At 54.6% G+C, this 23,550-nt stretch carries 26 protein-coding genes; 10 read left to right on the top strand and 16 right to left on the bottom strand.

Annotated elements, in window-relative coordinates; genetic code table 11:
* Window positions 1–6: 6 nt before the first annotated feature.
* Genes ispH through KO503_RS14785 form a run of 3 tightly spaced genes read left to right on the top strand, consistent with a single transcriptional unit; the run spans window position 7 to window position 2,075 of the window.
* Complete coding sequence (gene ispH, locus KO503_RS14795) at window positions 7–957, top strand: 4-hydroxy-3-methylbut-2-enyl diphosphate reductase (RefSeq protein WP_215992358.1); 951 nt, start codon at window positions 7–9, stop codon at window positions 955–957.
* 36 nt (window positions 958–993) lie between these two features.
* Window positions 994–1,455, top strand: a complete 462-nt coding sequence (gene rnhA / locus KO503_RS14790) for a ribonuclease HI (RefSeq protein WP_215992322.1) — start codon at window positions 994–996, stop codon at window positions 1,453–1,455.
* Window positions 1,452–2,075, top strand: a complete 624-nt coding sequence (locus KO503_RS14785; protein WP_215992321.1) for a trimeric intracellular cation channel family protein — start codon at window positions 1,452–1,454, stop codon at window positions 2,073–2,075. Before rnhA ends, KO503_RS14785 begins: the two co-directional genes overlap by 4 nt.
* A gap of 4 nt (window positions 2,076–2,079) precedes the next feature.
* Here KO503_RS14785 and KO503_RS17940 read toward each other — a convergent pair whose 3' ends face one another.
* From KO503_RS17940 to def (KO503_RS14760), 6 genes are all read right to left on the bottom strand, one after another.
* On the bottom strand, window positions 2,080–2,211 hold the full coding sequence (locus KO503_RS17940; RefSeq protein WP_289846654.1) for a hypothetical protein: 132 nt from the start codon (window positions 2,209–2,211) through the stop codon (window positions 2,080–2,082).
* Window positions 2,212–2,451 carry a GlsB/YeaQ/YmgE family stress response membrane protein gene (locus KO503_RS14780; RefSeq protein ID WP_215942737.1) on the bottom strand — a complete coding sequence of 80 codons (240 nt, stop codon included), beginning with the start codon at window positions 2,449–2,451 and terminating at the stop codon, window positions 2,212–2,214.
* 10 nt (window positions 2,452–2,461) lie between these two features.
* Window positions 2,462–2,704, bottom strand: a complete 243-nt coding sequence (locus tag KO503_RS14775) for a hypothetical protein (RefSeq protein WP_215942736.1) — start codon at window positions 2,702–2,704, stop codon at window positions 2,462–2,464.
* Between the two features lie 9 nt (window positions 2,705–2,713).
* The gene (fmt, locus tag KO503_RS14770) at window positions 2,714–3,619 is read right to left on the bottom strand and encodes a methionyl-tRNA formyltransferase (RefSeq protein WP_215992320.1); all 906 of its coding nucleotides are present in this window, start codon (window positions 3,617–3,619) and stop codon (window positions 2,714–2,716) included.
* Window positions 3,616–4,119, bottom strand: a complete 504-nt coding sequence (gene def / locus KO503_RS14765; RefSeq protein ID WP_215992319.1) for a peptide deformylase — start codon at window positions 4,117–4,119, stop codon at window positions 3,616–3,618. Before def (KO503_RS14765) ends, fmt begins: the two co-directional genes overlap by 4 nt.
* 70 nt (window positions 4,120–4,189) lie before the next feature.
* Entirely contained in the window at window positions 4,190–4,711 is a 522-nt protein-coding gene (gene def / locus KO503_RS14760) for a peptide deformylase (RefSeq protein ID WP_215992357.1), read from the bottom strand.
* 133 nt (window positions 4,712–4,844) lie between these two features.
* On the opposite strand from def (KO503_RS14760), the gene KO503_RS14755 reads away from it, so the two are divergent.
* Window positions 4,845–6,026, top strand: coding sequence for a MalY/PatB family protein (locus KO503_RS14755; RefSeq protein WP_215992318.1), 1,182 nt, complete (start codon window positions 4,845–4,847; stop codon window positions 6,024–6,026).
* A 22-nt stretch (window positions 6,027–6,048) separates the two neighbouring features.
* Here KO503_RS14755 and KO503_RS14750 read toward each other — a convergent pair whose 3' ends face one another.
* The 8 genes from KO503_RS14750 to KO503_RS14715 all read right to left on the bottom strand — a co-directional run bounded on the left by KO503_RS14750 (window position 6,049) and on the right by KO503_RS14715 (window position 14,002).
* Window positions 6,049–6,411: a hypothetical protein gene (locus tag KO503_RS14750; protein ID WP_252731108.1), complete on the bottom strand. Its 363-nt coding sequence runs from the start codon at window positions 6,409–6,411 to the stop codon at window positions 6,049–6,051.
* Window positions 6,412–6,517: 106 nt separating this feature from the next.
* A complete protein-coding gene (gene cobM / locus KO503_RS14745; protein ID WP_215992317.1) occupies window positions 6,518–7,285 on the bottom strand; it encodes a precorrin-4 C(11)-methyltransferase in 768 nt (255 codons plus the stop codon).
* A complete protein-coding gene (gene cobJ, locus KO503_RS14740; protein WP_215992316.1) occupies window positions 7,282–9,069 on the bottom strand; it encodes a precorrin-3B C(17)-methyltransferase in 1,788 nt (595 codons plus the stop codon). The genes cobM and cobJ overlap by 4 nt, the downstream gene beginning before the upstream one ends.
* Window positions 9,060–9,803, bottom strand: a complete 744-nt coding sequence (gene cobI / locus KO503_RS14735; protein WP_215992315.1) for a precorrin-2 C(20)-methyltransferase — start codon at window positions 9,801–9,803, stop codon at window positions 9,060–9,062. The genes cobJ and cobI overlap by 10 nt, the downstream gene beginning before the upstream one ends.
* Window positions 9,800–10,996, bottom strand: a complete 1,197-nt coding sequence (cbiE, locus tag KO503_RS14730; RefSeq protein ID WP_215992314.1) for a precorrin-6y C5,15-methyltransferase (decarboxylating) subunit CbiE — start codon at window positions 10,994–10,996, stop codon at window positions 9,800–9,802. The genes cobI and cbiE overlap by 4 nt, the downstream gene beginning before the upstream one ends.
* Complete coding sequence (locus tag KO503_RS14725) at window positions 10,993–11,631, bottom strand: precorrin-8X methylmutase (RefSeq protein WP_215992355.1); 639 nt, start codon at window positions 11,629–11,631, stop codon at window positions 10,993–10,995. Before KO503_RS14725 ends, cbiE begins: the two co-directional genes overlap by 4 nt.
* 896 nt (window positions 11,632–12,527) lie before the next feature.
* A complete protein-coding gene (locus tag KO503_RS14720) occupies window positions 12,528–13,769 on the bottom strand; it encodes a sirohydrochlorin chelatase (protein WP_215992313.1) in 1,242 nt (413 codons plus the stop codon).
* A 5-nt stretch (window positions 13,770–13,774) separates the two neighbouring features.
* A complete protein-coding gene (locus KO503_RS14715; protein WP_215992312.1) occupies window positions 13,775–14,002 on the bottom strand; it encodes a DUF6732 family protein in 228 nt (75 codons plus the stop codon).
* Window positions 14,003–14,333: 331 nt separating this feature from the next.
* On the opposite strand from KO503_RS14715, the gene KO503_RS14710 reads away from it, so the two are divergent.
* The gene (locus KO503_RS14710; RefSeq protein ID WP_215992311.1) at window positions 14,334–15,308 is read left to right on the top strand and encodes a glutathione S-transferase family protein; all 975 of its coding nucleotides are present in this window, start codon (window positions 14,334–14,336) and stop codon (window positions 15,306–15,308) included.
* Window positions 15,309–15,328: 20 nt separating this feature from the next.
* Here KO503_RS14710 and KO503_RS14705 read toward each other — a convergent pair whose 3' ends face one another.
* Window positions 15,329–15,703 carry a response regulator gene (locus KO503_RS14705; protein WP_215992310.1) on the bottom strand — a complete coding sequence of 125 codons (375 nt, stop codon included), beginning with the start codon at window positions 15,701–15,703 and terminating at the stop codon, window positions 15,329–15,331.
* A 177-nt stretch (window positions 15,704–15,880) separates the two neighbouring features.
* On the opposite strand from KO503_RS14705, the gene KO503_RS14700 reads away from it, so the two are divergent.
* The 5 genes from KO503_RS14700 (at window position 15,881) to KO503_RS14680 (ending at window position 19,934) form a co-directional block, all read left to right on the top strand.
* Window positions 15,881–16,291 (top strand): DUF1636 family protein, encoded by a 411-nt coding sequence (locus KO503_RS14700; RefSeq protein ID WP_215992309.1) that lies wholly within the window; start codon window positions 15,881–15,883, stop codon window positions 16,289–16,291.
* On the top strand, window positions 16,288–17,223 hold the full coding sequence (locus tag KO503_RS14695; protein WP_215992308.1) for a threonine-phosphate decarboxylase: 936 nt from the start codon (window positions 16,288–16,290) through the stop codon (window positions 17,221–17,223). Before KO503_RS14700 ends, KO503_RS14695 begins: the two co-directional genes overlap by 4 nt.
* Window positions 17,220–18,146 (top strand): adenosylcobinamide-phosphate synthase CbiB, encoded by a 927-nt coding sequence (cbiB, locus tag KO503_RS14690; protein ID WP_215992307.1) that lies wholly within the window; start codon window positions 17,220–17,222, stop codon window positions 18,144–18,146. Before KO503_RS14695 ends, cbiB begins: the two co-directional genes overlap by 4 nt.
* Before the next feature lie 82 nt (window positions 18,147–18,228).
* Window positions 18,229–19,401 carry a lytic murein transglycosylase gene (locus KO503_RS14685; protein WP_215992306.1) on the top strand — a complete coding sequence of 391 codons (1,173 nt, stop codon included), beginning with the start codon at window positions 18,229–18,231 and terminating at the stop codon, window positions 19,399–19,401.
* A complete protein-coding gene (locus KO503_RS14680; RefSeq protein WP_215992305.1) occupies window positions 19,401–19,934 on the top strand; it encodes a hypothetical protein in 534 nt (177 codons plus the stop codon). Before KO503_RS14685 ends, KO503_RS14680 begins: the two co-directional genes overlap by 1 nt.
* A gap of 6 nt (window positions 19,935–19,940) precedes the next feature.
* On the opposite strand, the gene smc is transcribed toward KO503_RS14680, so the two are convergent.
* The gene (gene smc / locus KO503_RS14675; RefSeq protein WP_215992304.1) at window positions 19,941–23,396 is read right to left on the bottom strand and encodes a chromosome segregation protein SMC; all 3,456 of its coding nucleotides are present in this window, start codon (window positions 23,394–23,396) and stop codon (window positions 19,941–19,943) included.
* Window positions 23,397–23,550: the final 154 nt, after the last annotated feature.

Here is a 23,550-nt window from a genome sequence, read left to right as displayed (position 1 = left end):
CACACTTTGACCAAACCAGAGCTGACTTTGTATCTCGCAGCGCCACGCGGCTTTTGCGCAGGCGTGGATCGCGCAATCAAAATTGTAGAACTCGCGATTGAAAAATGGGGCGCACCCGTCTTTGTACGCCACGAGATCGTCCACAATAAATTTGTAGTGGATTCTCTGCGCGACAAAGGTGCCGTTTTTGTCGAGGAACTGGACGAGTGCCCTGATGATCGCCCTGTCATTTTTTCGGCTCATGGCGTGCCAAAAGCAGTGCCCGCAGAGGCCTCCAAACGTGAAATGGTCTATGTCGATGCCACCTGCCCGTTGGTGTCCAAAGTCCATATTGAAGCCGAACGTCATTCTGAAGCCGGTTTGCAGATGGTGATGATTGGGCATGAGGGCCACCCTGAAACCATCGGCACCATGGGGCAGCTGCCCGACGGAGAGGTTTTATTGGTAGAAACCCCCGCAGATGTCGCAGACCTATCGGTACGTGACCCCGATAAATTGGCGTTCATCACGCAGACGACTTTGTCTGTCGATGACACCACAGATATCATCGATGCCCTACGTGCGCGCTTCCCAACCATCGTTGGCCCGCATAAAGAAGACATTTGTTACGCCACGACCAATCGCCAAGCCGCTGTCAAAGCTATTGCTGCCAAAATCGATGGGCTCTTGGTGATCGGCGCGCCAAATTCATCCAATTCTAAACGCCTCGTCGAAGTTGGGTCTGCCAATGGCTGCGCCTATTCGCAACTGGTGCAACGCGCGACAGATATCGATTGGCGCGCATTGACTGGCATCTCGTCTATCGGCATCACTGCTGGCGCGTCTGCTCCCGAAGTTCTGGTCAACGAAGTGATCAACGCCTTCCGTGCGCGTTTTGACGTGACTGTGGAACTGGTCGAAACCGCGCAAGAAAACATCGAATTCAAAGTTCCGCGCGTGTTGCGCGTGCCCGCCTAGCCAGTACAGAATTACCCCCTACAGAAGGTGACAGACATGCCCGAAATTCACGCTTGGACTGATGGTGCGTGCTCTGGAAACCCTGGCCCTGGCGGGTGGGGCGCTTTGATGCGTGCGATGGATGGCACGACCGTTTTGAAGGAACGCGAACTCAAAGGTGGCGAAGCGGACACCACCAACAATCGGATGGAGCTATTGGCCGCAATCAATGCGTTAGAAACATTGACCCGTCCTACAGACATCACCATCACCACCGACAGCGCCTATGTGAAAAATGGCGTAACAAATTGGATCCACGGCTGGAAACGCAACGGTTGGAAGACATCCAATAAGAAGCCCGTGAAGAACGTTGATCTTTGGCAGCGTATTGACGCCGCCCAAGCCACACATAACGTGACGTGGAAATGGATCAAAGGCCACGCGGGACACGCGGAAAACGAGCACGCCGATGAATTGGCCCGCGCGGGCATGGCCCCATATAAAAAGTCACGCGCATGACCCCTCTGGCGCTTTTAGACTACGCATCCGTTTTGGTATTTGCCTTATCCGGCGCTTTGGTGGCTTCACGCCAGCAGCTTGACTTGATCGGATTTGCTTTCATCGCCTGTTTGACGGCCGTGGGCGGCGGCACCATTCGCGATGTTCTGCTCAATCGTGATGCGGTATTTTGGATCGCAGAGCCCACCTATATTCTTGTTGCCGCCTCGACATCTGTCGTTGTTTTTTTCACAGCACACCGGTTGGAAAGCCGTATGAAAGCCATTGTTTGGGCCGATGCGATTGCCCTATGCGTGGCCGTCGCTGCCGGCGCGGGCGTCGCTTTGAAACTCGGCCACTCGCCTGTTATAGTGGTTTTAATGGGCGTGGCCACAGGCAGCTTTGGCGGCTTGATGCGTGATGTGGTGTGCAACGAAGTGCCATTGATTTTAAAGCAAGGTGAACTTTACGCAACAGCCGCTTTTGCCGGATCCGTGGCTCTTGTGGCGGGATCGCACTTCGGCCTCCCTCCAGTTTACAGCTATTTGGCTTGCGGCGCGCTAACGCTTTCCTTGCGCGCAGGTAGCATCGTTCTGGGCTGGACCTTGCCCAGTTACAAATCTCGCCCGCCGAGCAGTTAAATCGCTATAGATACCAAGTGGCCGCAATTCCAAGGCAACACACAACGAACCATCCACCGGGGCGAAACATCAGCCAGATGCACAGGCTAATGAGAATGCGCAGGGCCATGCCGGGGATTGCCATCAGTGAAAACATTTAGCGTCGGTCTTTCAGCGTCTTCCAAGCCCAGATCAAAATCAATGCCCCCAAAACTGCGCCGACAAACCCGCCCAAGGCACCCGCTAGAACGCTAACGGCGCGCAAAATCAGCCCGCCGATCAAGGCCCCTACGACACCAATAGCGACAGTCATCAAGATACTTGTGTCCAGCTTCATCATCCGCGTGGCCAAAAAACCGGCCGCTGCACCAATAATGATAAGCATAAGAACGGGCATGATTGGAATCCTATCTTCTTTTACGCCAATGCGTTGGCACAATGATCAGGGCACCAAGCGACGAAACAATGGCGTTCACACCAGCGGGACGTAGGCCAATGCCAAACATAAGCTTGATGAAATAGGCCAAAAACGCGCCACCGATACAGATGATGATCGATTGCAAATAGCCGTTTCTGGTAAAACCCGTTTTTTCCGTAATGTAACCAACGATTCCCGCGATCACCACTGTGCCGATCAGTACTGGAAACATCTTATACCCTCACTCAAACGCCGTGCCTGTTGGCAAATCGAGACCTTTCAAAATCTCTGCGACAGGCATAGCACGTTTTCCTTCGCGCTGCGCAGTGAGAATTTCAACCGCACCTTCCCCGCAAGCGATCGTGAACGGTCCGACGACTTCGCCGACGGACCCAGTTGCATCGCTGACTTTAGACATGTGGAACTTGATCCGCTCGCCATCGTAGCTGCTCCAAGCGCCAGGGAAAGGCGACAACCCTCGGATTTGTCGATCAACTTTTTGCGCTGGTTGCGACCAATCGATTTGCGCCTCGGCTTTGGTGATTTTCTTAGCGTATGTGACACCCTCAAGCGGTTGCGCCTCAGGTGTTAATGCATCAAGCGCAAACAAAGCGTCAGTGATTGCAGCAGCCCCAATTTCAGATAGGCGATCATGTAAAGTCTCTGTGGTATCTTCGGCCTCGATATCAGTCTCTATGCGCATCAACACAGGGCCAGTATCAAGCCCCGCTTCCATCTGCATGATACACACGCCTGTCTCTACATCGCCTTCTAAAATAGCGCGGTGAATAGGCGCGGCCCCCCGCCAGCGCGGCAATAAAGATGCGTGAATATTCAAACAGCCTTTAGCGGGCGCATCAAGCAAGGCTTGCGGCAACAACAAACCATAAGCCACAACCACAGCAACATCCGCATGCAAGGCTTCAAAGTCTGCAACATCGACAGGGTCTTTGAAATTAAGCGGATGGCGCACCATCAACCCGAGTTCTTCGGCGCGTGCATGAACTGGCGTTGGGCGGTCTTTTTTGCCGCGTCCCGCAGGGCGTGGGGGTTGGCAATACACACAAGCGATTTCGTGACCTGCCGCAAGCAGTTCGTCCAAAACAGGCACAGAAAACGCGGGCGATCCCATGAAAATCACTCTCATTTTATCGCTCCTGTCTTCTTGGCTTTTTTCAAAAACATCTGGCGTTTGACCGACTTGAGATTGTCGAAATACATTTTGCCGTTCAGATGATCGATCTGGTGCTGGACAGATGTGGCCCAAAGATTCACGAAATCACGTTCTTCCATCTCGCCCTGAGCGTTCAAAAACTGAACGGTCACTGCCCGCGGACGCGAAATAACAGCAGACATGCCAGGTAAATTGGGCGAGGCTTCTTCGTGTTCGCGCGGTTGCGAAGATGCGTGCAGGATTTCAGGGTTGGCCATCAACACAGCCTTGCCTCGTTCCTCAGAACAATCCACGACAGCCAGACGTTGCAGCACGCCAATCTGTGGCCCAGCCAAGCCATATCCGGGCATCGCATCCATCGTCTCGACCATGTCAGCCCAAATCTGGCGGATTTCATCGGTGATGACCTCAACTGGTGGGCAAACCGTTTTAAGGCGTTTGTCGGGATAGGGAATAAAAGCGCGTGAGGTCATGGAACACCATTCAAATAAGTGCAGCGGATATTATGTCGTCGGCGACGCTGTGCCCACAACGCGACGCAGGTTAGTCGCGCGCCAATTCGCGTTTGTATTTTTGCATTTTGCGCGTGATCATTTGGCGCCGCATTGGCTTTAGGTAATCGATGAACAACTTGCCATCCAAGTGATCGATTTCATGCTGCACACAGGTCGCCCATAGCGCGTCAAACTCTTGTTCTTTCTCAGCGCCGGTCAAATCTTGCCATGTCACCCGCACCATTTTGGGGCGCTCTACCTCGCCGTATTGACCTGGGATGGACAAGCAGCCTTCTTCGTAGACGTTTTGCTCTTCGCTTTCCCAGACCACTTTCGGGTTGATCAGCGCCATTGGCTCAGGCGTTCCACCCTCTTCTTTGACGCAGTCCATGACGATCAGGCGGTTCATCACACCAATCTGCGGCGCTGCCAAACCGATGCCCGGCGCGTCATACATGGTTTCAAGCATATCGTCGGTCAGCGCCGCCAGCTCTTTATCAAAAGTGCTCACAGGGTCGCAGACCTTTTTCAGGCGTGGGTCGGGATGGATCAAGATCGGTTTAAGTGTCATGCCCATGCATGTAATCTTTTGCACGCCTTGGTGCAATATCGCGCCACCACCCTATATGCGCGAACACTCAAAAAAGTGGTTTTTCTTTTCCAAAAGCAATGGCTAGGGTCATTCCAAACAACGAGGACACCCCATGACCGACACATCCCCCTTTGACGAGATCATCCCGCGCTTTGGAACACATTGCGCCAAATGGGACATGATGGAGCCTATTTACGGCGTGCCCGCCGCAGACGGCATCGCGATGTGGGTGGCCGATATGGACTTTCGCCCGCCAACATGCGTGCAAGATGCCGTCAAGGATATGTCTGCGCATGGTATCTATGGATATTTCGGTGATGAGACGGCCTATACGGACGCGATCAAATGGTGGATGAAAAATCGCCACGGTTGGGATGTTGAGGCTGATTGGATTTTCACCACCCACGGCTTGGTTCATGGCACCGGTATGTGCCTTGACGCCTTTACAAAACAAGGCGACGGCATCGTCTTGATGACGCCAGTGTATCACGCCTTTGCACGCACGATCAAAGCGGCCGACCGCGAGGTTGTCGAATGCCAGCTCGCGTTGGAAGATGGCAAATACGTGATGGATTTCAAAGCTTGGGACGCACAGATGAAAGGTCATGAGACCATGCTCATTCTGTGCTCACCGCACAATCCGGGCGGGCGCGTTTGGACCAAAGACGAGCTGCAGGGCGTGGCCGATTTTTGCAAACGTCATGATCTGATTTTGGTATCTGATGAAATTCACCATGATCTGGTGTTCTCAGGTGTCAAACACACCCCGATGGCCGCCTTCAAAGACATCACAGACCGTTTGGTGATGATGACGGCCACCACAAAAACCTTTAACATCGCTGGCACGCATTCTGGCAATGTGATCATCGAAGACGCCGCACTGCGCAAACGCTTTGCCAAGCGTATGATGGGTCTTGGAATATCGCCAAATTCCTTTGGACTGGCTATGGCCACCGCCGCTTATTCGCCAGAAGGGGCCGCATGGGTTGATAATCTTGTGGCCTATCTGGCTGAGAACCATCGCCTGTTTGATGACGCTATAAATGCCATTCCAGGCCTGAAATCCATGCCGCTTGAAGCGACCTATCTGGCTTGGGTGGATTTCGCAGGCACAGGCATGAGCCGTGATGAGTTTACAAAACGCGTCCAAGATATTGCCAAAATCGCACCCAACCACGGGCCAACTTTTGGCACGGGTGGCGACACTTATCTGCGCTTCAACTTGGCGACACCACGCAGTGTGGTCATTGAAGCGACTGAGCGTCTGGCGCAAGCCTTTGGCGACTTGCAGTAAACACCATCTATTGTCGCGTCACTCAGTGGCGCGGCAATAAAGCTATCGGTGCATCCATGCTCTGTTCATAGTCTAAAGCAGGGTGATCCGTGGCAGCGGTTGAACGTTTAAAGTCAAAGCTCATCGCGAAACCATCATCATGCGACGCCACAATCAACGCCTGATACAAATGCCGCGCACCGTCATAAATATCAACGAGGCCACGCAAATTGTCTGCATTTTCACGCGCAACAGTAAAGCCTTGGTCCCACAGCTTTAAGATCGGATAGACATCCTGCTCGGTGCGCACCCGAAGACGTGAACGACGTTTCAAATCACGTTTGCGCGCAAGCTCAAGCCCTTCAAGAACGTCTTTGGGTAAAAATTCGGACATATATTCGGACATGACGTCTCCAGAATGCTGAGTGGTGAGCTACCCACATCATGGACGGAACATAGTTGAGGTCAAGTTAACCTTATATGACATGCTCCGCCGAGACGCCTTTGACGCATTAAGATTTCACCTTTGGACGTAATACATGCGGCATTGCAGGATCATAAAGCGCAGAATCTTTGAAATCAGCCACTTCACCCAACGCTGGGCCCACCAAAATCAAAGCGGTGCGTGTGATTTTTTCGACACGCACTTTTTCGCGAATGTCGCTCAAAGTGCCGCGAATCATCATTTGATCGGGCCAGCCAACGCGGTAGGCCACGGCCACAGGGCAGTCGGCACCGTAATGTGGCACAAGTTGGCGTTCGATTTCACGCAGGTTCCGCACGCCCAAATGGATCGCCAAAGTGGCCCCCGTTTTGGCAAAATTTTCCAAAGTTTCGCCTACAGGCATTGACGTAGACTTCATCGACACGCGGGTCAAAACGATAGACTGCGCGATCTCAGGAATAGTGAGTTCTTGCCCCAAAGCTGCAGCAGCTGCCGCATAGGCCGGCACACCGGGGATGATTTCATAGTCGATACCATCGGCACGCAAGCGGCGAATTTGTTCCGCAATGGCGCCATATAAAGACGGATCGCCACTGTGCACCCGTGCAATATTTTGACCTTTGTCATGCGCCAGTTTGATCTGTGCGTGGGTGTCTTCCAATGTCATCGGTGCTGTATCCATCACCAGCGCGCCCTCAGGTGCGCCCGCAACAACTTCGGCTGGCACAAGAGACCCCGCATATAGGCAAACAGGGCATTCGCCGATCAAGCGCTCAGCCTTTTTGGTCAGCAATTCAGGATCGCCCGGACCAGCACCAATAAAGTAAACGGTCATGAGAGATCTCCATCAATTTTACGGGCATAACCACGCGGCGTATACATGCGCGGACCTTCGCCAAGTTGCGCCAAACGTGAATTGCTTGATCCGACCAGCACAACGGTCAGCATATCGACCTCATCGACTTCCAACTCATCAAGGCGACGATAGCGCACGTTTTCAGTCGGGCGCCCAAGGTTCGAAGCCAGCATCACAGGCGTATCGGCAGGGCGATGCTTCAACAAAATGTCGCGCGCTTCAGCCAGCAATGTCCGGCGCTTCATCGACACTGGGTTGTAAAACGCGATAACAAAATCGCCCTCAGCAGCAGCGTTCAAACGACGCACGATATCAGCACGCGGTGTCAGCAAATCAGACAGCGAGATGGCGCAGAAATCATGACCCAAAGGCGCGCCCGCACGGGCAGCAGCCCCTTGCAATGCGGAAACACCAGGGGAACACACGACCTCAACACGGTGCGCCGCATCTGACACACCATGCGCGTCAGGACCACGATCCAGCAGCTCAAACACCAAGGCCGCCATAGCGTAAATGCCCGCATCACCAGAGCACACCAGCGCAACATTTTTGCCAAGAGCCGCTTGCTCTAACGCGTAACGGCATCGATCTTCTTCGCCTCCCAGCGGAAAATCAGACCGTGTTTTGCCCGCAGCCAGCGGTCCAAGTAAATCGATGTACAGACCATAGCCCACAAGCTCTTCGGCCTGCGATATCAATTTCGACACCTCTGGCGTGCGCCAAGCGGCCTGCCCCGGTCCAATACCCACCACAGACAATCGCCCACGCGCACGGCCTGCAAATTCGGTGATAGGTGCATTGCCACGCGTCAAAGCACAGGTGGTATTGGCCGTTTTTTGTTTTTCGACACTCAACGTCCCGCCAGCTGCCAAAGCCGCACCTTCTGACACGCCATGACAGCCCACTTCGGCAAACACCACTTCGGATGGATTTGCCAAATCTGCGGCCTGCTCTTCCAATTCTGCGGCTGTAAACAAGCGCAGCGGCACATCCAATCGCGCCGCCAATTGGTTCATCGCAGGCTCGTCCGCTTTCAGGTCGATGGTGTTCACAGATGCAATCGCACCAGAGGCAATCCCGTTGTCGTACAATGTCTTTTGCACCAAATTCCACAATTCTTCAGGGTCCGCATTGCGTGCACATCCAACCCCCAATGCATAGCGCTGTGGATGATAGACCAGCTTGTCCGCATTGCCTTTCATTGGCGCATCGGTGACGCATAATTCGACAGCGCCATCCACATCTTCAAGGCCAAAAATATTGTCGCCAACAAGACTGACACCTTCGCCAGACAACAACGTCGCCATGGCGTTTTTTGCGTCTTCAGGGTTTGCCAAACGATACCCTAAAGGCGGCTCGTCCAAAGCAATCCCAAGTCCGATGTCGCCAGCCGTGGTCACAGCCGCTTGCGCACCGATACCAACGGCAATCTCGCGCGCCATGCGATTTGCTCCGCGATGCCCGCCCAAAAGCGGAATCACAACAGCGCCATCATCCGAGACAGACAACACCGGCGGTTCGCTGCGTTTATCGCTGAGCAAAGGCGCCACAGCACGGATCAAAATACCCGAGGCACAAACCCCCACAACCGGCACACCAGCGGCGAATAAATCGCGCGCGTGATCAAGCGCGTTGGCAAAGGTCACATCGCAAGATGTACGGTCTTCACGGCCATGAAGTTCGGCGCCAAGCAATGTGGCGACCTTGCGGGCCACCTCTTCGCCAGAGCGGTTCAAACATAGGACGACGGGTTTTACAGCCACGGATCGGCCCCTTTCACAATCAAAATCATAGAAAAATACGGCGCCACATTGGGCGCGTCTTTCAGCGGTTTCACAACTTCGTCCGCGCCGGTCGCACGTTCGATATAAACGGAATTTTCAGTCAACCTTGCGGCCTCGATCAGTGCACGGACGCGGGGGAAATGTCGTCCCAGCTTCATCAACACCAAAGTGTCGCTGCTCGCGAGTTTCTCAGCCAAGGCAGCGTCCTCAAGGGGCGCGGGCAAAACCGTCATCACCTCGTTGCGCGCCACAAGTGGCAGACCAGCAACGGCAGCGCAGGCGGTCACAGATGTCACGCCCGGTACGACTTCCACGTCAAATGTCGCGTTAAGTCGAGCGAACAGGTACATGAACGATCCATAAAAGAAAGGGTCACCTTCGCACAGAACCACAACATTTTGCCCTGCATTCAAGGTCTCAGAAATCTCGATCGCGCCCTTATCATAGGCAGCTTGCGCAGGACCGCGCGCGACGGTCATTGGCACGTCCATGACAATCTCGCGTGTGTGGGGCGTGATGAAATTAGTTGCGATGGCACGCGCGAATGACGTGCCACCAGCCAGCGCAGGATAGGCAATCACATCTGCCTCACGTATAAGTCGTGCGGCTTTCAGTGTCATCAATTCGGGATCACCTGGCCCAAGGCCAATGCCGTAGACTTTACCCTTTTTTTCTGGGCCTGTTTTTCCTGAGCCGCTTTGTATCTTGGTCATAGCTTTACGATGCTCCACTGCGTGAGTGGCATGGCCGTGCGCCAACCCGTTAAGCGCCCAACAGGTTCAGCGCGGCTGATGGCGATACGTGTCAGGTCGCCGCCATGCTTTTGGAACAGATCAAACAGCACGGCTTCACCCTCTAACGTCACAGCATTGGCGACCAATCGCCCATGGGGTTTAAGCGCAGACCACGCCACTGCAAAACTGTCTTGCGACAGTCCTCCGCCAATAAAGATCGCATCGGGGGCGTCTAGCTCACTTAGGGCATCAGGCACCTCGCCGTCCACAATGCGCAAATTGGGCGCGCCGAGCGTAATCGCATTCTCTAACGCCATTGCACGACGATCTGCACGCCGCTCGATACCGATAGCGCGCGCGTCTTTTGCCGCACGCATCCATTCAATCGCTACAGACCCTGACCCGCAACCAATGTCCCAAAGCAACGCGCCACGCATAGGCATCAGCTTGGTTAAAGTCACAGCACGGATATCGCGCTTGGTCATAGTACCATCAGAGACAAAAACCTCATCAGGCAAACCAACGCGGGGCAAAGGCGCAACATCGGCATCCAAGACACAGTCAATCGCGAGGCTGTGAAAGTTTGGCACGTCATGCGCCCAAGTGGCCGCGAGACCATCAAACCGCGCCTCATCCGTGCCGCCCATATGGGCCAGCACAGTCATACGCGTGCGACCATAACCACGTGCGGCCAGCAGCGCTGCAATCTGCGCGGGGGTCTCGGACCCGTTGGTGAGCAAAATGAGCTTTTGATCGGGAGCAAGAAACGGCAAAACAGTCTCGGCAGGACGCCCGTGAACTGTGAGTGTTTCCACGCCTGACAAGCTCCACCCCATACGCGCAGCGGCAAGTTGAAAGGCTGACACCTGCGGATGGAACAGCACATCGGATGTCGCGAAGTGTTTTGCCACAATAGGCCCAACAGAATACCAAAGCGGATCGCCAGTGGCCAAAACTGCCACCTGTTTGCCCTGCAATTTTTGAAGTGTCTTCGTCAGCGCGCTAAAGGGCGATGGCCAATTGATGCGTTCCGCACTCAGTTCGGCCGTCAGCGCATGATGCCGTGCGCCCCCGACAATGACATCGGCGGCTTGCAACACCGCGCGCGTCGCTGGCGTCAGGCTGTCCAGCCCATTGTCGCCCATGCCGATGATATGCAGCCAAGCGTTCATTCGCCGATTTCCGGCAAACCGACAGCCAAGGCATTCACGGCAGCAGAGGCAATAGCCGAGCCCCCCCGACGTCCACGTAAGGCGACGAAATCGCAGCCTCTTGGATTGGCAGCCAGTTCAGCTTTGGATTCTGCTGCTCCAACAAAGCCAACAGGAAAGCCAAGGATCACCGCCGGTTTTGGCGCGCCTTGGTCGATCAACTCTAACAGGTGAAACAGAGCCGTTGGCGCATTACCGATAGCAACAACTGCGCCCTCTAAATGATCGGCCCAAAAATCAACTGCGGCAGCAGAGCGTGTGTTGCCGATGGATTTGGCGTGATCTGGCGTACGGGTGTCATTCAGCGTCACGATGACCTGATTGCCCGCGGGCAAGTACCGACGGATAATACCCGCGCCCACCATTTCGCAATCGCACAGGATTGGCGCACCATTTGCCAGCGCTTTGTGACCCGCAATATATGCGTTCGGTGAATAGGCCAAGCGATCCGCCACTTCGATCATACCGCAAGCGTGGATCAGGCGAATGGCAAGCCGTTCCATCCCTGCATCGAACCGATCAAGTTTGGCTTCAGCACGGACTGTGGCAAAGGATTGCGCATAGATTGACTGCGGGTCTTTATTGTAGGGGCGCATAAAGGAACGCGGCGTTTTGAGCGGCGTCACGGAGGCCTCAACGGCCTTTTGCAACAAGGCCTTGTGAACCAACCCAAGGATGCTCGCCTCATGATGCACGATATCGGCGCTATTCTCAGGGGCTCTCATCACAGCGGACAGGTTTCCGTCCAAATCAAGCCTTCGCAATGCGCGCGCCAGCGTTTCGACCTGAGTTTTGTCATGGGGTTGATCGTCGGATTTTGGAATATCAATCAAAGACGGAAAAACCTCAGCCGCGACATGGCCCCGCCCCTCACCAAAGGTTTGAAGCGGCCAAATGGTCAGATCGTTGCGAGCCTGACGAAGCTGCTCAAGTCGCGCGATACCAGTCAAAGCCTGCCCGCCGACAGAGCCTGTGCCTGACAGTTTCCACACCTCTTGAGCGTTTGAAACGCAATCCTCGGCGCGGCGATTGTTTGCAGGCAGGGTATCCCCCCAACCAATAGGCTTTTTACGCGGCAGACCTACGATATCACGTTTGAGCCCATTGCCCCAAAACGGACCCTCTGTTTGAAACATCGTATTGAGCTTGGCCGCAGCATCAAAGCGGTTGTTGGAATTGTCATCATTGTCGACGACTTCGCTGGTAATCAGCGCCCAAACATCGCGCCAGTCAGCTTGTGGGCCCAGCGCTTTTGAAAACCCTTGCGGATAGCCAAAGGCAAAGTCAAACCCTAGAAAAACCCGTTGATCTTTCAACGTGGCCGCATCCAGTATCTCATCAAGAACGGTCATCGCCTCTGCCCGCGTCGCGGGGTTGATCACCTGTGGCGCATCAGAGCTATAGGTGGCAATCCAAATGCTGTCCTCGCCCGTTTTTGGTTTACCAGCAGAGGACCAATCCACGACCACATGGACGTCAAAAAGGGTACGCGTCATGATTTACGCGCACTTTCTGGCCCGTGAGGATGCTTGGCATGCGGGTATTCGGGGTGGCTGTGGTCATGATCATGGTGATGGTGGTCATGGCCATGCGCGTGACCATGAGCGTGGTGATGGTGGTGGTGTCCATGACCATCATCTGCTTGCTGCAAGCGACACATCCCCGTGCAAAAATGATCGCAAAGCGTACAATCAGACACGTTAGACCCTGGCGCAGAGGCCCCTTGGCCTTCGACATGGTGATGGTGGCTTTCTTGCACAGCGCCAACTTCGGCTTCAAAGCCCAAAATCTGCGTCCGATATTTGCACATCACACAAGTGGGCGGCGGCACGTCGCCAAAGGCGGGATGCCCCTTGCCACGGGCCTTGATCTCTGCACGTTCATCGACGGTGATCGTCTTGGTCTCTTGTCCCTCAACGGCCAAAACTTGGGTACGGTAGGCGCAGATGCCGCAATTGGGCACAGCCACATCACCTTGCTGTTCCAAAATGCGTTCCGCAAAAGTTTCCAGAACCTTAGGATGGTCGTTCAGATACCCCGCCTTGACGAACTGAATGTCAGGATGTTGGGCCGCAACTTGGTCGGTAAATCCGTAAATCCTATCGATCAAAATGCCCGTGAACAAGAAATACGGAAACACGATGACGCGCTTATAGCCAAGTTTTGCCACGTGGTTCAGGCAAGGCTCGACCAGCGGAAACGTCACGCCCGAATAGCCCACTTCGCACCAGCCAAAACCAATGCCTTCCCATAGCATCCGCGCGATTTTCGACACGTTGCCATTGGCATCAGGGTCAGAGGCCCCGCGTCCGATCACGACCAAAGCCGTCTCGTGCAAGGGCAACTCGCCATACTCGGCGTTGGCGGCTGTCACAGCCTCTTTGATCCGTGCACCTGCGGCTGCGATCATCTTGGGATCGACGCCAAGTTCGCGACCATATTTCACGTCAATGCCGTGCTTTGCGGCATAGGTATTAAGCACCGTAGGGATATCGTTTTTGGAATGCATCGCAGCAAACAACATGCCGGGGACTGCCAAAATACGGTCACAGCCAGCCTCGCGCAAGCGATCCAAGCCATCGCGGATCACAGGGTTTGCGAACTCAAGATAGCCGTAGTCGACCATCCAATCACTTGGCAAAAGCGCTGGCAATTTTTCGGCCAAGACCCCGAATTCGTCCACGGCAGATTGGCTGCGGGACCCGTGGCCGCAGATCATCACTCCAGTTTTCATGATGGTCACGCTTCCTGTGGCTCTGCGTCGGGCTCTGAGTCTGCCTCGGCTTCACTGTTTGCGTCGTCTTCTTTTTTACCTCTGATCGCGCCCCATATGGCGATGCCAACGGCAGCGCCCAACGCGATGCCCGCGACAACATGATCATGGCCTGCCAACTCACCAACGTGGCCGACATGCGCCAAAGCAGGCGCTGCGATTAAAGTAAAAAGAACAGTCACTAAGTGCCGCATAGTATTTCCTTGTCTCAAGCGCCGCGTATACCCCCAGCGCAGTCACCCCGTAAGGTTGTTTCAATTCAAGGAGGCTGGGAAAATCCCGACGATGCTATTTTGGATCCCCTGTTTGGGTCAATCCAGCCTAGCCAACCTCTCTGGCCCTCAAGATTGAGAGCGTCGTCATGGTCTTTCTATAAGTTCGCAAGCCGCGCGGTGCAATTGGTTTAGCGCAATCACATGGTCGCAGGCCACCATACCGTGCGAATATGCACCATGCCTGCGCCCTCACCCCTGTTTTCGCACAAAGTATATTAGCCTAACTGTTGCGAAGAAAAAGGAGACTCCCATGGGCTTTTTGCAAGACGGTAAATGGAACACAGCTTGGTACGACACCAAATCCAGCGGCGGACAATTTCAACGCACCACAGCAGGGTTTCGCAATTGGGTCACGCCTGACGGTGCCGCTGGCCCGACAGGTAAAGGCGGCTTTAAAGCCGAAGCAGGGCGCTATCATTTGTATGTGTCTTATGCCTGCCCTTGGGCGCATCGCGCTTTGATCTTTCGTGCTCTCAAAGGCTTAGAAGATCTGATCACGGTGTCCGCAGTACATCCAGACATGTTACAGGACGGCTGGACCTTTGCGACAGACTTTGACAGCTGCACAGGCGATGATTTGTTTGGGTCAAAGTTCTTACGCGAGATTTACACCCGCGCTGTGCCAGATGTGTCGGGCCGCGTCACTGTCCCGATCTTGTGGGACAAAACATTGAACACCATCGTGTCCAACGAATCATCCGAGATCATTCGCATGTTCAACTCTGCCTTTGACGATCTAACAAACAATCGGTTGGATTTTTGGCCAGCCTCACAGCGCGACGACATCGAAGCTGTGAATGCACGTATTTATGACACGCTCAACAACGGTGTTTACAAAGCGGGCTTCGCGACCACGCAAGCCGCCTATGACGCTGCTGTCGTGCCGCTGTTTGAAACGTTGGATTGGCTTGAAGAACGCTTGAGCCACAAACGCTATCTGATGGGCGACGACATCACCGAAGCCGATTGGCGGCTGTTCACCACCTTGGTGCGATTTGATTTGGTCTACCATGGGCATTTCAAATGCAACAAGCACATGCTGAAAGATTATCCGAATTTATGGGGCTATACGCGCGAGCTGTATCAATGGGATGGCATTGCTGAGACCACAAAGTTCGATCATTTTGTACGCCACTACCATTACAGTCACGAGACCATCAATCCGAACCGGATTATCCCGATCACGCCAGACTTAGACTGGAATGAACCGCACGGGCGCGGCTGATCGCGACACAGATTGAATGATCACATCGCGGCACGCGAAGATCGGCCATAATGTTCGACCATCGCCGTTAAGTCGGCGGGGTCGACTTCGGATGTTATAAATGCGCGAGCGTTGGCCATGTGTTGAAAAATGGACCCATCCGAGAAAAACGTTGAATTGGTCACAAAAATCACCGGTGTATCGGGGTATCTGTAGTTGGCGTAATCTGCGACAGCGAAAGCCGATCCGTCTTCCAAAACCAAATCAAGAATGATCAAATCAACTGCATTCAGTTGCAGATATTCAATAGCGCTGGATTGGCCAAGGGCACACTGAACGCCGAGCCCATGACGTTCGAGGTGCCGTTGCCAAACGACACCCAAATCTGGATTACTTTCTACGATTAGAACTTGCATAGTCACCCCTGGACCCAATGTCCTGCATCTCATCCCAAAGCTTTCCTTTGAAGGAATCGATGCTCTAAAGTAACGAATGCTTAAGACTATGGTCAATGCACCTGAACCTGTCTTAAAGAACAGATAAAGGTTGCATTTTAACTTGCACTCCCTCTCACAGACAGCAAAAGAGACCCCATGAAAACATGGATCACAATATGCGAAGGCTGCAAACGCGGCGACTGGAATGACCGCCAAGTGGTTGTAACAGATGGAGATGTGCTCGCACAGGCGATAGAAACATGCGCGCAAACGGCGCAAGTGGAAACGCGCCGCGTGTCTTGCACGATGGGGTGCGAACGCGCCTGTAACGTCATTATTCAAGGCTTAGATAATGCTGGCCGCGCCAAAATCGGCTATTCTTTGGGCAGTTTTGACGGCACAGTTGAGGACGCACAGGCGATCACAGAGTTCGCGGAGCTTCATGCGCTGTCTTCCACAGGCCAAGTCCCCTTTCGCACATGGCCTGTCGGCGTAAAGGGCCATTTCGTGTCTCGTCACTTGCCTCTGCCAATTGAATCCGAATCGTCACAGGCCGATAAAACATGAGCAAGCACCGCGACCACGGAGGCGGCCTCGACGCCGCCGCCGCGCGGTTTGGCGGTGAACGCGCCGACTGGCTGGATTTATCGACGGGCATCAATCCCGTGCCTTATCCAATCAGCACATTTCCTAGCGATGCATGGTCCGCTTTACCTGATGCGGCCGCCTCAGATGCGTTGACCCAAGCAGCCCGTACGTTTTGGAACGTCCCCAAAGAAGCCGCGATCTTGCCTGCGCCCGGCGCATCCAGCCTGATCGCGCGCATCCCATCTTTGTGGCCGAGCGGAACTGTCTCGATCCAAAAACCAACATACAACGAACACGCAGGGGCCTTTGATTCACAAGGCTGGCAAGTGAGCCGTGACATGGGGGCTGTTCACGTCGTCGTCCATCCGAACAACCCCACGGGGCGGTTATGGTCTGCTGATGAATTGAACGCGCCCTTCACTGTGATCGATGAAAGCTTTTGCGATATCGCGCCTGATCAAAGCCACATCGCACGGGCTGCACAAAACGATACCATTGTGCTCAAAAGTTTTGGCAAATTTTGGGGTCTGGCTGGCCTGCGCCTTGGTTTTGCCATCGCGCATCCCGACGTCATTCATAAATTGTCGACCATGATCGGTCCTTGGGCCGTGTCAGGGCCCGCGCTGCATATCGGTGCCGCTGCATTGAACGATCAGGCTTGGGCCAAGATCACGCGAATGCGTTTGGCGCAAGACGCGAATAGGTTAGATGGTTTGATGACGGGACAAGGCGCCAAGGCCCTTGGCGGCACATCCCTGTTTCGTCTTTATGAAGTCGATGAAGCGCGAGCATGGCAAGAACGCTTGGCGCGAGGCAAAGTCTGGACGCGGATATTCCCGTACTCAGACAAATGGATTCGCCTTGGCCTGCCAGCCCCAGATGCATGGGGCCAATTGGAGGCAGTCCTTTGACGACGGCTTTCACATTGTTTTGCGCCATGATTCTGGATGCAATGTTTGGCGAACCCAAATGGCTTTGGTCGCGCCTGCCGCATCCTGCTGTGCTCATGGGGCGACTGATCAACTGGGCAGATACACGATACAACACCGGTGCACGACGTAAAGCTAAGGGGATTGTGCTACTCATTGTACTTGTTAGTATAAGCGGCGCAATCGGCGCGTTGATCGCCACCGTTCCCTATTTAGATATCATCGCAGCAGCGATCTTGATCGCTCATAGATCTTTGATCCAACATGTCAAAGCGGTCGCCACAGGATTGGAATCTTCGTTGCAAGACGGGCGGCACGCCGTGGCCATGATCGTTGGACGAGACACTCAAGAAATGGACGCCTCTGCGGTGGCGCGTGGCGCAATTGAATCCGCCGCCGAGAATTTTTCCGACGGTGTTGTTGCCCCTGTGTTTTGGTTTTTGATCGGCGGATTGCCCGCGTTGATGATCTATAAAATGGTTAATACAGCCGACAGCATGATCGGGTATTTGACCCCCAAACACGCTGATTTCGGCTGGGCCTCTGCGCGGTTTGACGATTTGCTCAACCTCATTCCGGCTCGTCTGACTATGTTGCTTTTGCTGCCTTTGGGCGGGCATTCCTTTGCAACGCTCCGCGCCGTGGCCAAAGACGCATCCAGACACCGATCCCCCAACGCTGGCTGGCCCGAGGCCGCACTGTCGCGTTCTCTCGACGTCGCACTCTCTGGCCCGCGTGCCTATCATGGCGAAATGCAACACTATGACTGGGTCAACGAAACGGGCCGAAAACAGGCCCAACCTTCTGACATCCATGTCGCGTGTCAGCGTTTGTGGTTTGCATGGGGCGTGCTGCTTTTGGCCAGCTTAATTTTATCATTCTGGAGCGTTTTCTTGCTCGCTTAACCCATCACATTTGCGCCTGTCACATTCCACCGCTAGGGTGAGTCAAACTGGCGAACAGTCAAAATTGATAACAGGTGATCTTATGCGTTTTCTTCCTCTCGTTCTTGCACTGACATGTGCCTCGCCCGCTTTGGCGAACGTACCTTGTGGCGGTTCCTTTTCCAGCTTTGTAAATAACGCCAAAGCTGAAGCTGTGCGCATGGGGCACAATAAAAGCACCGTGAATAAGTTCTTTGCCAACGCCGCCCATAGCCCTGCCGTGATCAAAGCAGACCGTTCACAAGGCGTATTCAAAAAAGATTTCATCGAATTTTCGCGTGCCGTAATCAGTCAAAACCGGATGAGCAATGGCGCATCTTACGGTGGCAAATACAAATCCGTCTTCGACAAAATTGAACAACAATACGGCGTTTCGCGTGGCGTTTTATTGGCATTTTGGGCGCTGGAAACCGATTACGGTCAAGTTCAAGGCAACTTCAACACGCTCAATTCACTGCTGACTTTGGGCCATGACTGTCGCCGTCCTGAGCTTTTCCAGCCGCAAATTTTCGCCGCACTGGAGCTATACGAGCACGGCGATTTTGATCCTGTACGCACCCAAGGCGCTTGGGCTGGCGAAATTGGAATGGTGCAAATGCTGCCCGAAGACATCTTACGCAATGGTGTCGATGGCGATGGCGACGGTCACGTAAGTCTCAAAACCTCTGCCCCTGATGCGCTGATGTCCGGCGGCAAGATGCTCAAGGGGCTGGGCTGGCGTGCAGGCGAGCCATGGCTGCAAGAGATCACCGTGCCAAGCAATCTTGACTGGTCCAAGACCGGATTGAATCATAAAATTTCCGTGGGCGACTGGGCTAAAATGGGCGTCACCGCTCGCACGGGTAGCCTTGGGAAATCCAACCTCAAGGCGTCAGTTCTTTTGCCCATGGGCCGCAAGGGGCCTGCCTTCTTGGCCTATCCGAATTTCGATGTCTACTTTGAGTGGAACAAAAGCTTTGTCTATGTGACCACCGCAGCCTATTTTGCCACCCGTCTGGAAGGAGCCCCTGCATATAAGGCTGGCAATCCTGATGCAGGACTGTCTGACGCGCAGATGAAAAACCTACAAACGAAGCTCAAAAACCACGGGCATGATGTTGGCAAAGTCGACGGCATCTTAGGCGCGAAAACCCGTGCCGCTGTGCAAGCAGAGCAGCAACGTTTGGGCCTACCTGCCGATGCGTGGCCAACAACATCTTTGCTGGGAGCATTGTGATGATAACCATGGGCGACCTTGACGCCGCACTGCCACATATTTTGTCCGCTCCCAAAGACGACGTGGCCATCGATATTTTATGCACACGCCCAAGTTTTGGAAAACGTGAGTACCCTAACCACATCGAAGTGTCGCCTGCGGGCGGCATCAAGGATGAGCGTTGGCTCAAACATCCTTGGTCGTGCTTAGAAGACGGCAGCCCCGATCCGCGTATTCAAGTCTCGATCCTACCTAAACGCGTCTTTGAGTTGGTGGTACAAGACAAGCTGCACCCCGGCGATACAATCATCGCGGATATCGACACCTCAGCCGAAAATCTTGCCGTTGGGCAACAGCTTCAAATTGGCACCGCCGTGGTCGAAGTGACGGATTTGTTCAATGATGCATGCGTCAAGTGGAAGGTCCGCTATGGTGCGGACGCCAAGGACTGGATCGTAAAACCAGAGAACATTGATCTGCGTCTGCGTGGCGTTTTGTGCAAGATCACGCAAGCGGGCATCATCACAAAAGCGGACCGCATCAAAAAGCTTTAGGGCAGATTAAGCAACCAGCGCTTCGGCCTTTTTCAAATCGACCGAGACCAATTGCGACACACCTTGTTCTTGCATCGTCACCCCAAACAAGCGATCCATGCGCGCCATGGTGACCGCGTGGTGGGTGATGATCAAAAAGCGCGTATCAGTTTGGCGCGTCATTTCGTCAAGCATATCGCAAAAGCGCGTGACATTGGCATCATCCAACGGCGCATCGACCTCGTCTAGCACACAGATTGGCGCTGGATTGGCCAAGAACACCGCAAAGATCAACGCCATAGCCGTCAAGGTTTGCTCGCCACCAGACAACAGCGACAAGGTAGACAGTTTTTTACCCGGCGGTTGGCACATGATCTCAAGGCCGGCATCCAACGGATCATCACTTTCGACCAACATCAGCTTGGCCTCGCCACCGCCAAACAAGTGCCGAAACAAGCTTGAAAAGCTCGTGTTCACTTCCTCAAACGCAGCCAAAAGGCGCTCGCGGCCCTCTTTGTTCAACGATGCGATGCCACTGCGCAGGGTCTTGATCGCCTCTTCCAAATCCAGTTTTTCAGTCTGCAAACTATCGTGCTCTTCACGCACCTCTTTGGAATCTTCCTCGGCCCGCAAGTTTACTGCGCCCAAGCTGTCGCGCAGACGTTTCAGGCGGTTCACATCCACCTCAATCGCCTCGCCCGTGGGCAGGGCGTCAAGATCAATCGCCAGCTCTTCAAGCAGTTTTTCAGGCGTGCTTTCCAGCTCTTCGCGGATGCGCTCAACGGCGGCCATAGTGGTTTCGCGAGCTGCATCACGGCGGGCTTCGGACGCGGCTCGCGCCTCGCGCGCCTCGGATGCCAAACGCTCTGCGTCGCGTTCGGCTGCGACGGCTGCCCGCAAGGCCTCTTCACCTTCAGCCAACATGTCAGCCGATTTGGCGCGACGCAACTCGGCCTCGTCCATGTCGTCCATCAAGGCCGCACGTTTTTCGGCGATCTCGTCAGGTTTTCCGATGGCGTCTTCCAATTCTAGCTCAGAGGCATCTTTGCGGCTGTTCAGTTCCGAAACACGTTTTTCCGCCGTTTCCAAACGATGACGCCACCCAGACAATTCCTTGGTGACTTCTTGTGACCGTCGTGTGCGCGCCTCACCTTCGCGCCGAATTTCATCATAGGATGACCGTTTGGACATCATTGTAATGCGAGCCGCTTCAACGGCCATTTTGACGCTTTCAATCGCATCACGTGCGGCTTGCAAATCGGGCAGGTCTCGCTGCGCGCTTTCTGCCTCACGTAGGCGCGTATCGGCACTCAGCGCTTCTTCATCGTGGCGCGACACGGCCAGCCCAAGGTTTTCAACTTTGCCCTCGGCCAGCGTACGATCGTTTTCAGCACGCGACAAAGCCCGCGCGGCATCTGACAAAGCCCGATCTGCATTGCGGCGAGCCTCGCGTGCAATCCGGTCCGCGTCAGACAGGCGTTGTAACTCTGCTTTGAGATGCTCATGGGCCTGCAAGGCTCCAGCGGCTTTGGCCTCGCCCGCTGCGGTTTCTTGTTTGAGATTTTCCAAACGGTTGAGCTGTTGCAGGCGCAAAGCGGCTGTTGAGGGCGCGTCCTCTGCACCCGCCCGAAATCCATCCCAACGCCACAGATCGCCCTCGATGGACACCAATCTTTGGCCAGGCTCTAGATCAGACTGCAACCGCGCACCATCTTCGGCTTTGATCAAACCGATTTGACCGATACGGCGTTCTAAAACGGCTGGCACAGTGACGTAATCAGACAAGGGATCCGCCCCAATGGGCAAGTCCTGCTCATCAGGGTAATCAGGCAAAGTGACCCAACCAGAGGCTTGATAGGCCTCAATCATAGGTTGGCGCAAATCGTCTGCGAGCGCGGCCCCCAAGGCTTTCTCGTATCCAGCCTGAACCTTGACCAAATCCAACACTTGCGTGCCTGCAATCTGATCACGATCAAGCATTTTAGACAAAGCTGCAAGCTCGGCTTTCAAGGCACCCAGTTCACCTTCGGCCTCGGATCGCGCGGCGCGCGCTGAGGCTTCTCGAGTTTGCGCATCGGCACGCGCCTCATCAGTTTCAATCAGGGCAGCATCGGCCTCTTCGGCCAGATAGGTCGCCTCTTCTTGTGCTGTCACCGCCATCGTCAAAGCTTCAGCGGAACTGGCTAAGGTGGCTTCTGCCTCGGCCACTGACGCGCGAGCACGATCAGATTCACTGCGCGCGCGATCAAGTGTTTTGCGGTTGTCCTCGACAAGACGCATCGCAGATTGATGCCGTGCCGCCAAACGCGCCACGTCTTCGGTCATTTCAGAAAGCTGTGCTTCGCGATCTTGCAAAACTTCATTGGCCTCAGATGCGCTGAGTGACGCTTCATCCAATTTAGGCTCGTGACCTTCAGCGGCCTTTGACAGCTCGCGCTTTTCCCATTCCAAGCGCTCAATCGTTTCGCCTGCGTCACGGTTAAGCTGTTCTTCGCGGGTCATGTCAGCGACGAGCTGATCAATACGTCGTGTCAATGTGTCGATAGAGGCGCGCGCGCGCTTTTCTTCATCCGACAGCTGGTCACGCGCAACGGTAAGGCGCTGCAATACGGCGGCTGCGATGGCTTCTTCTTCGCGCAATGATGGTAGGATTTCTTCTTTCTCGGCGCGCTGTTTAGCAGCGCCAAGTGTGAGTTTTTCCGCCTCGGCGGCTTGCTTCAAACGGCTGCGCAGAATCTCTTCGGCCTCGGCCCGTGCGAGGTCTGCGTCTCTCCAGCGACGGTAAAACAGTGTGCCTTCGGCTTGACGCAGCTCTGTGCCAATTTCGCGATACCGCGCGGCTTGGCGGGCTTGACGCGCAAGCGATGCAATTTGCGAGGCAAGCTGTTCAAGCACATCATCAACACGGGCCAAATTGGTCTCAGCCCCTTTGAGTTTCAACTCAGCCTCGTGGCGCCGTTGATACAGGCCGGAAATACCAGCGGCCTCTTCCAGAATGCGCCGCCGCGCTTTGGGTTTGGCGTTGATCAGTTCCGAAATTTGCCCCTGACGCACAAGCGCGGGCGAATGCGCACCGGTGGAGGCATCGGCAAACAACATCGACACATCGCGCGCACGCACATCTTTGGTGTTCACTTTGTAAGCAGATCCAGCGTCACGGGTGATGCGGCGGGTGATTTCAACGGTATCCGCCTCGTTAAACCCCGCAGGGGCAAGGCGTTCCGAGTTGTCGATGGTCAAAGCCACTTCAGCAAAATTACGTGCGGGGCGCGATGAGGCACCCGCGAAAATCACGTCTTCCATGCCGCCGCCACGCATGGCTTTGGGGCGGTTCTCCCCCATGACCCAACGCAGCGCTTCAAGCAGGTTCGATTTGCCGCATCCGTTTGGTCCGACCACGCCTGTCAGCCCCTCAGCGATCACAAGATCGGTGGGGTCTACAAAGCTTTTGAAGCCATTGAGGCGAAGTCGGTTGAAGCGCACGTGCGGCCTTATTTGGTTCTGTATTTGATTCTGTTGATAAAAACTGTCCTAGGGCGGTCAGGTTCTGTCAACAGAGACCTGCCGAATATAGGGATTAGCGCCAAGTTATCCACAAGATATTGCGATGCGCGAGGGGCGCAGCGCGAAGTCATCC

It is taken from the genome of Pacificibacter marinus, assembly GCF_018860505.1.
Lineage (GTDB): Bacteria > Pseudomonadota > Alphaproteobacteria > Rhodobacterales > Rhodobacteraceae > Celeribacter > Celeribacter marinus_B.
Note: the sequence above shows the minus strand (reverse complement) of the source record. Positions and strands in the feature narration are given on the sequence as shown.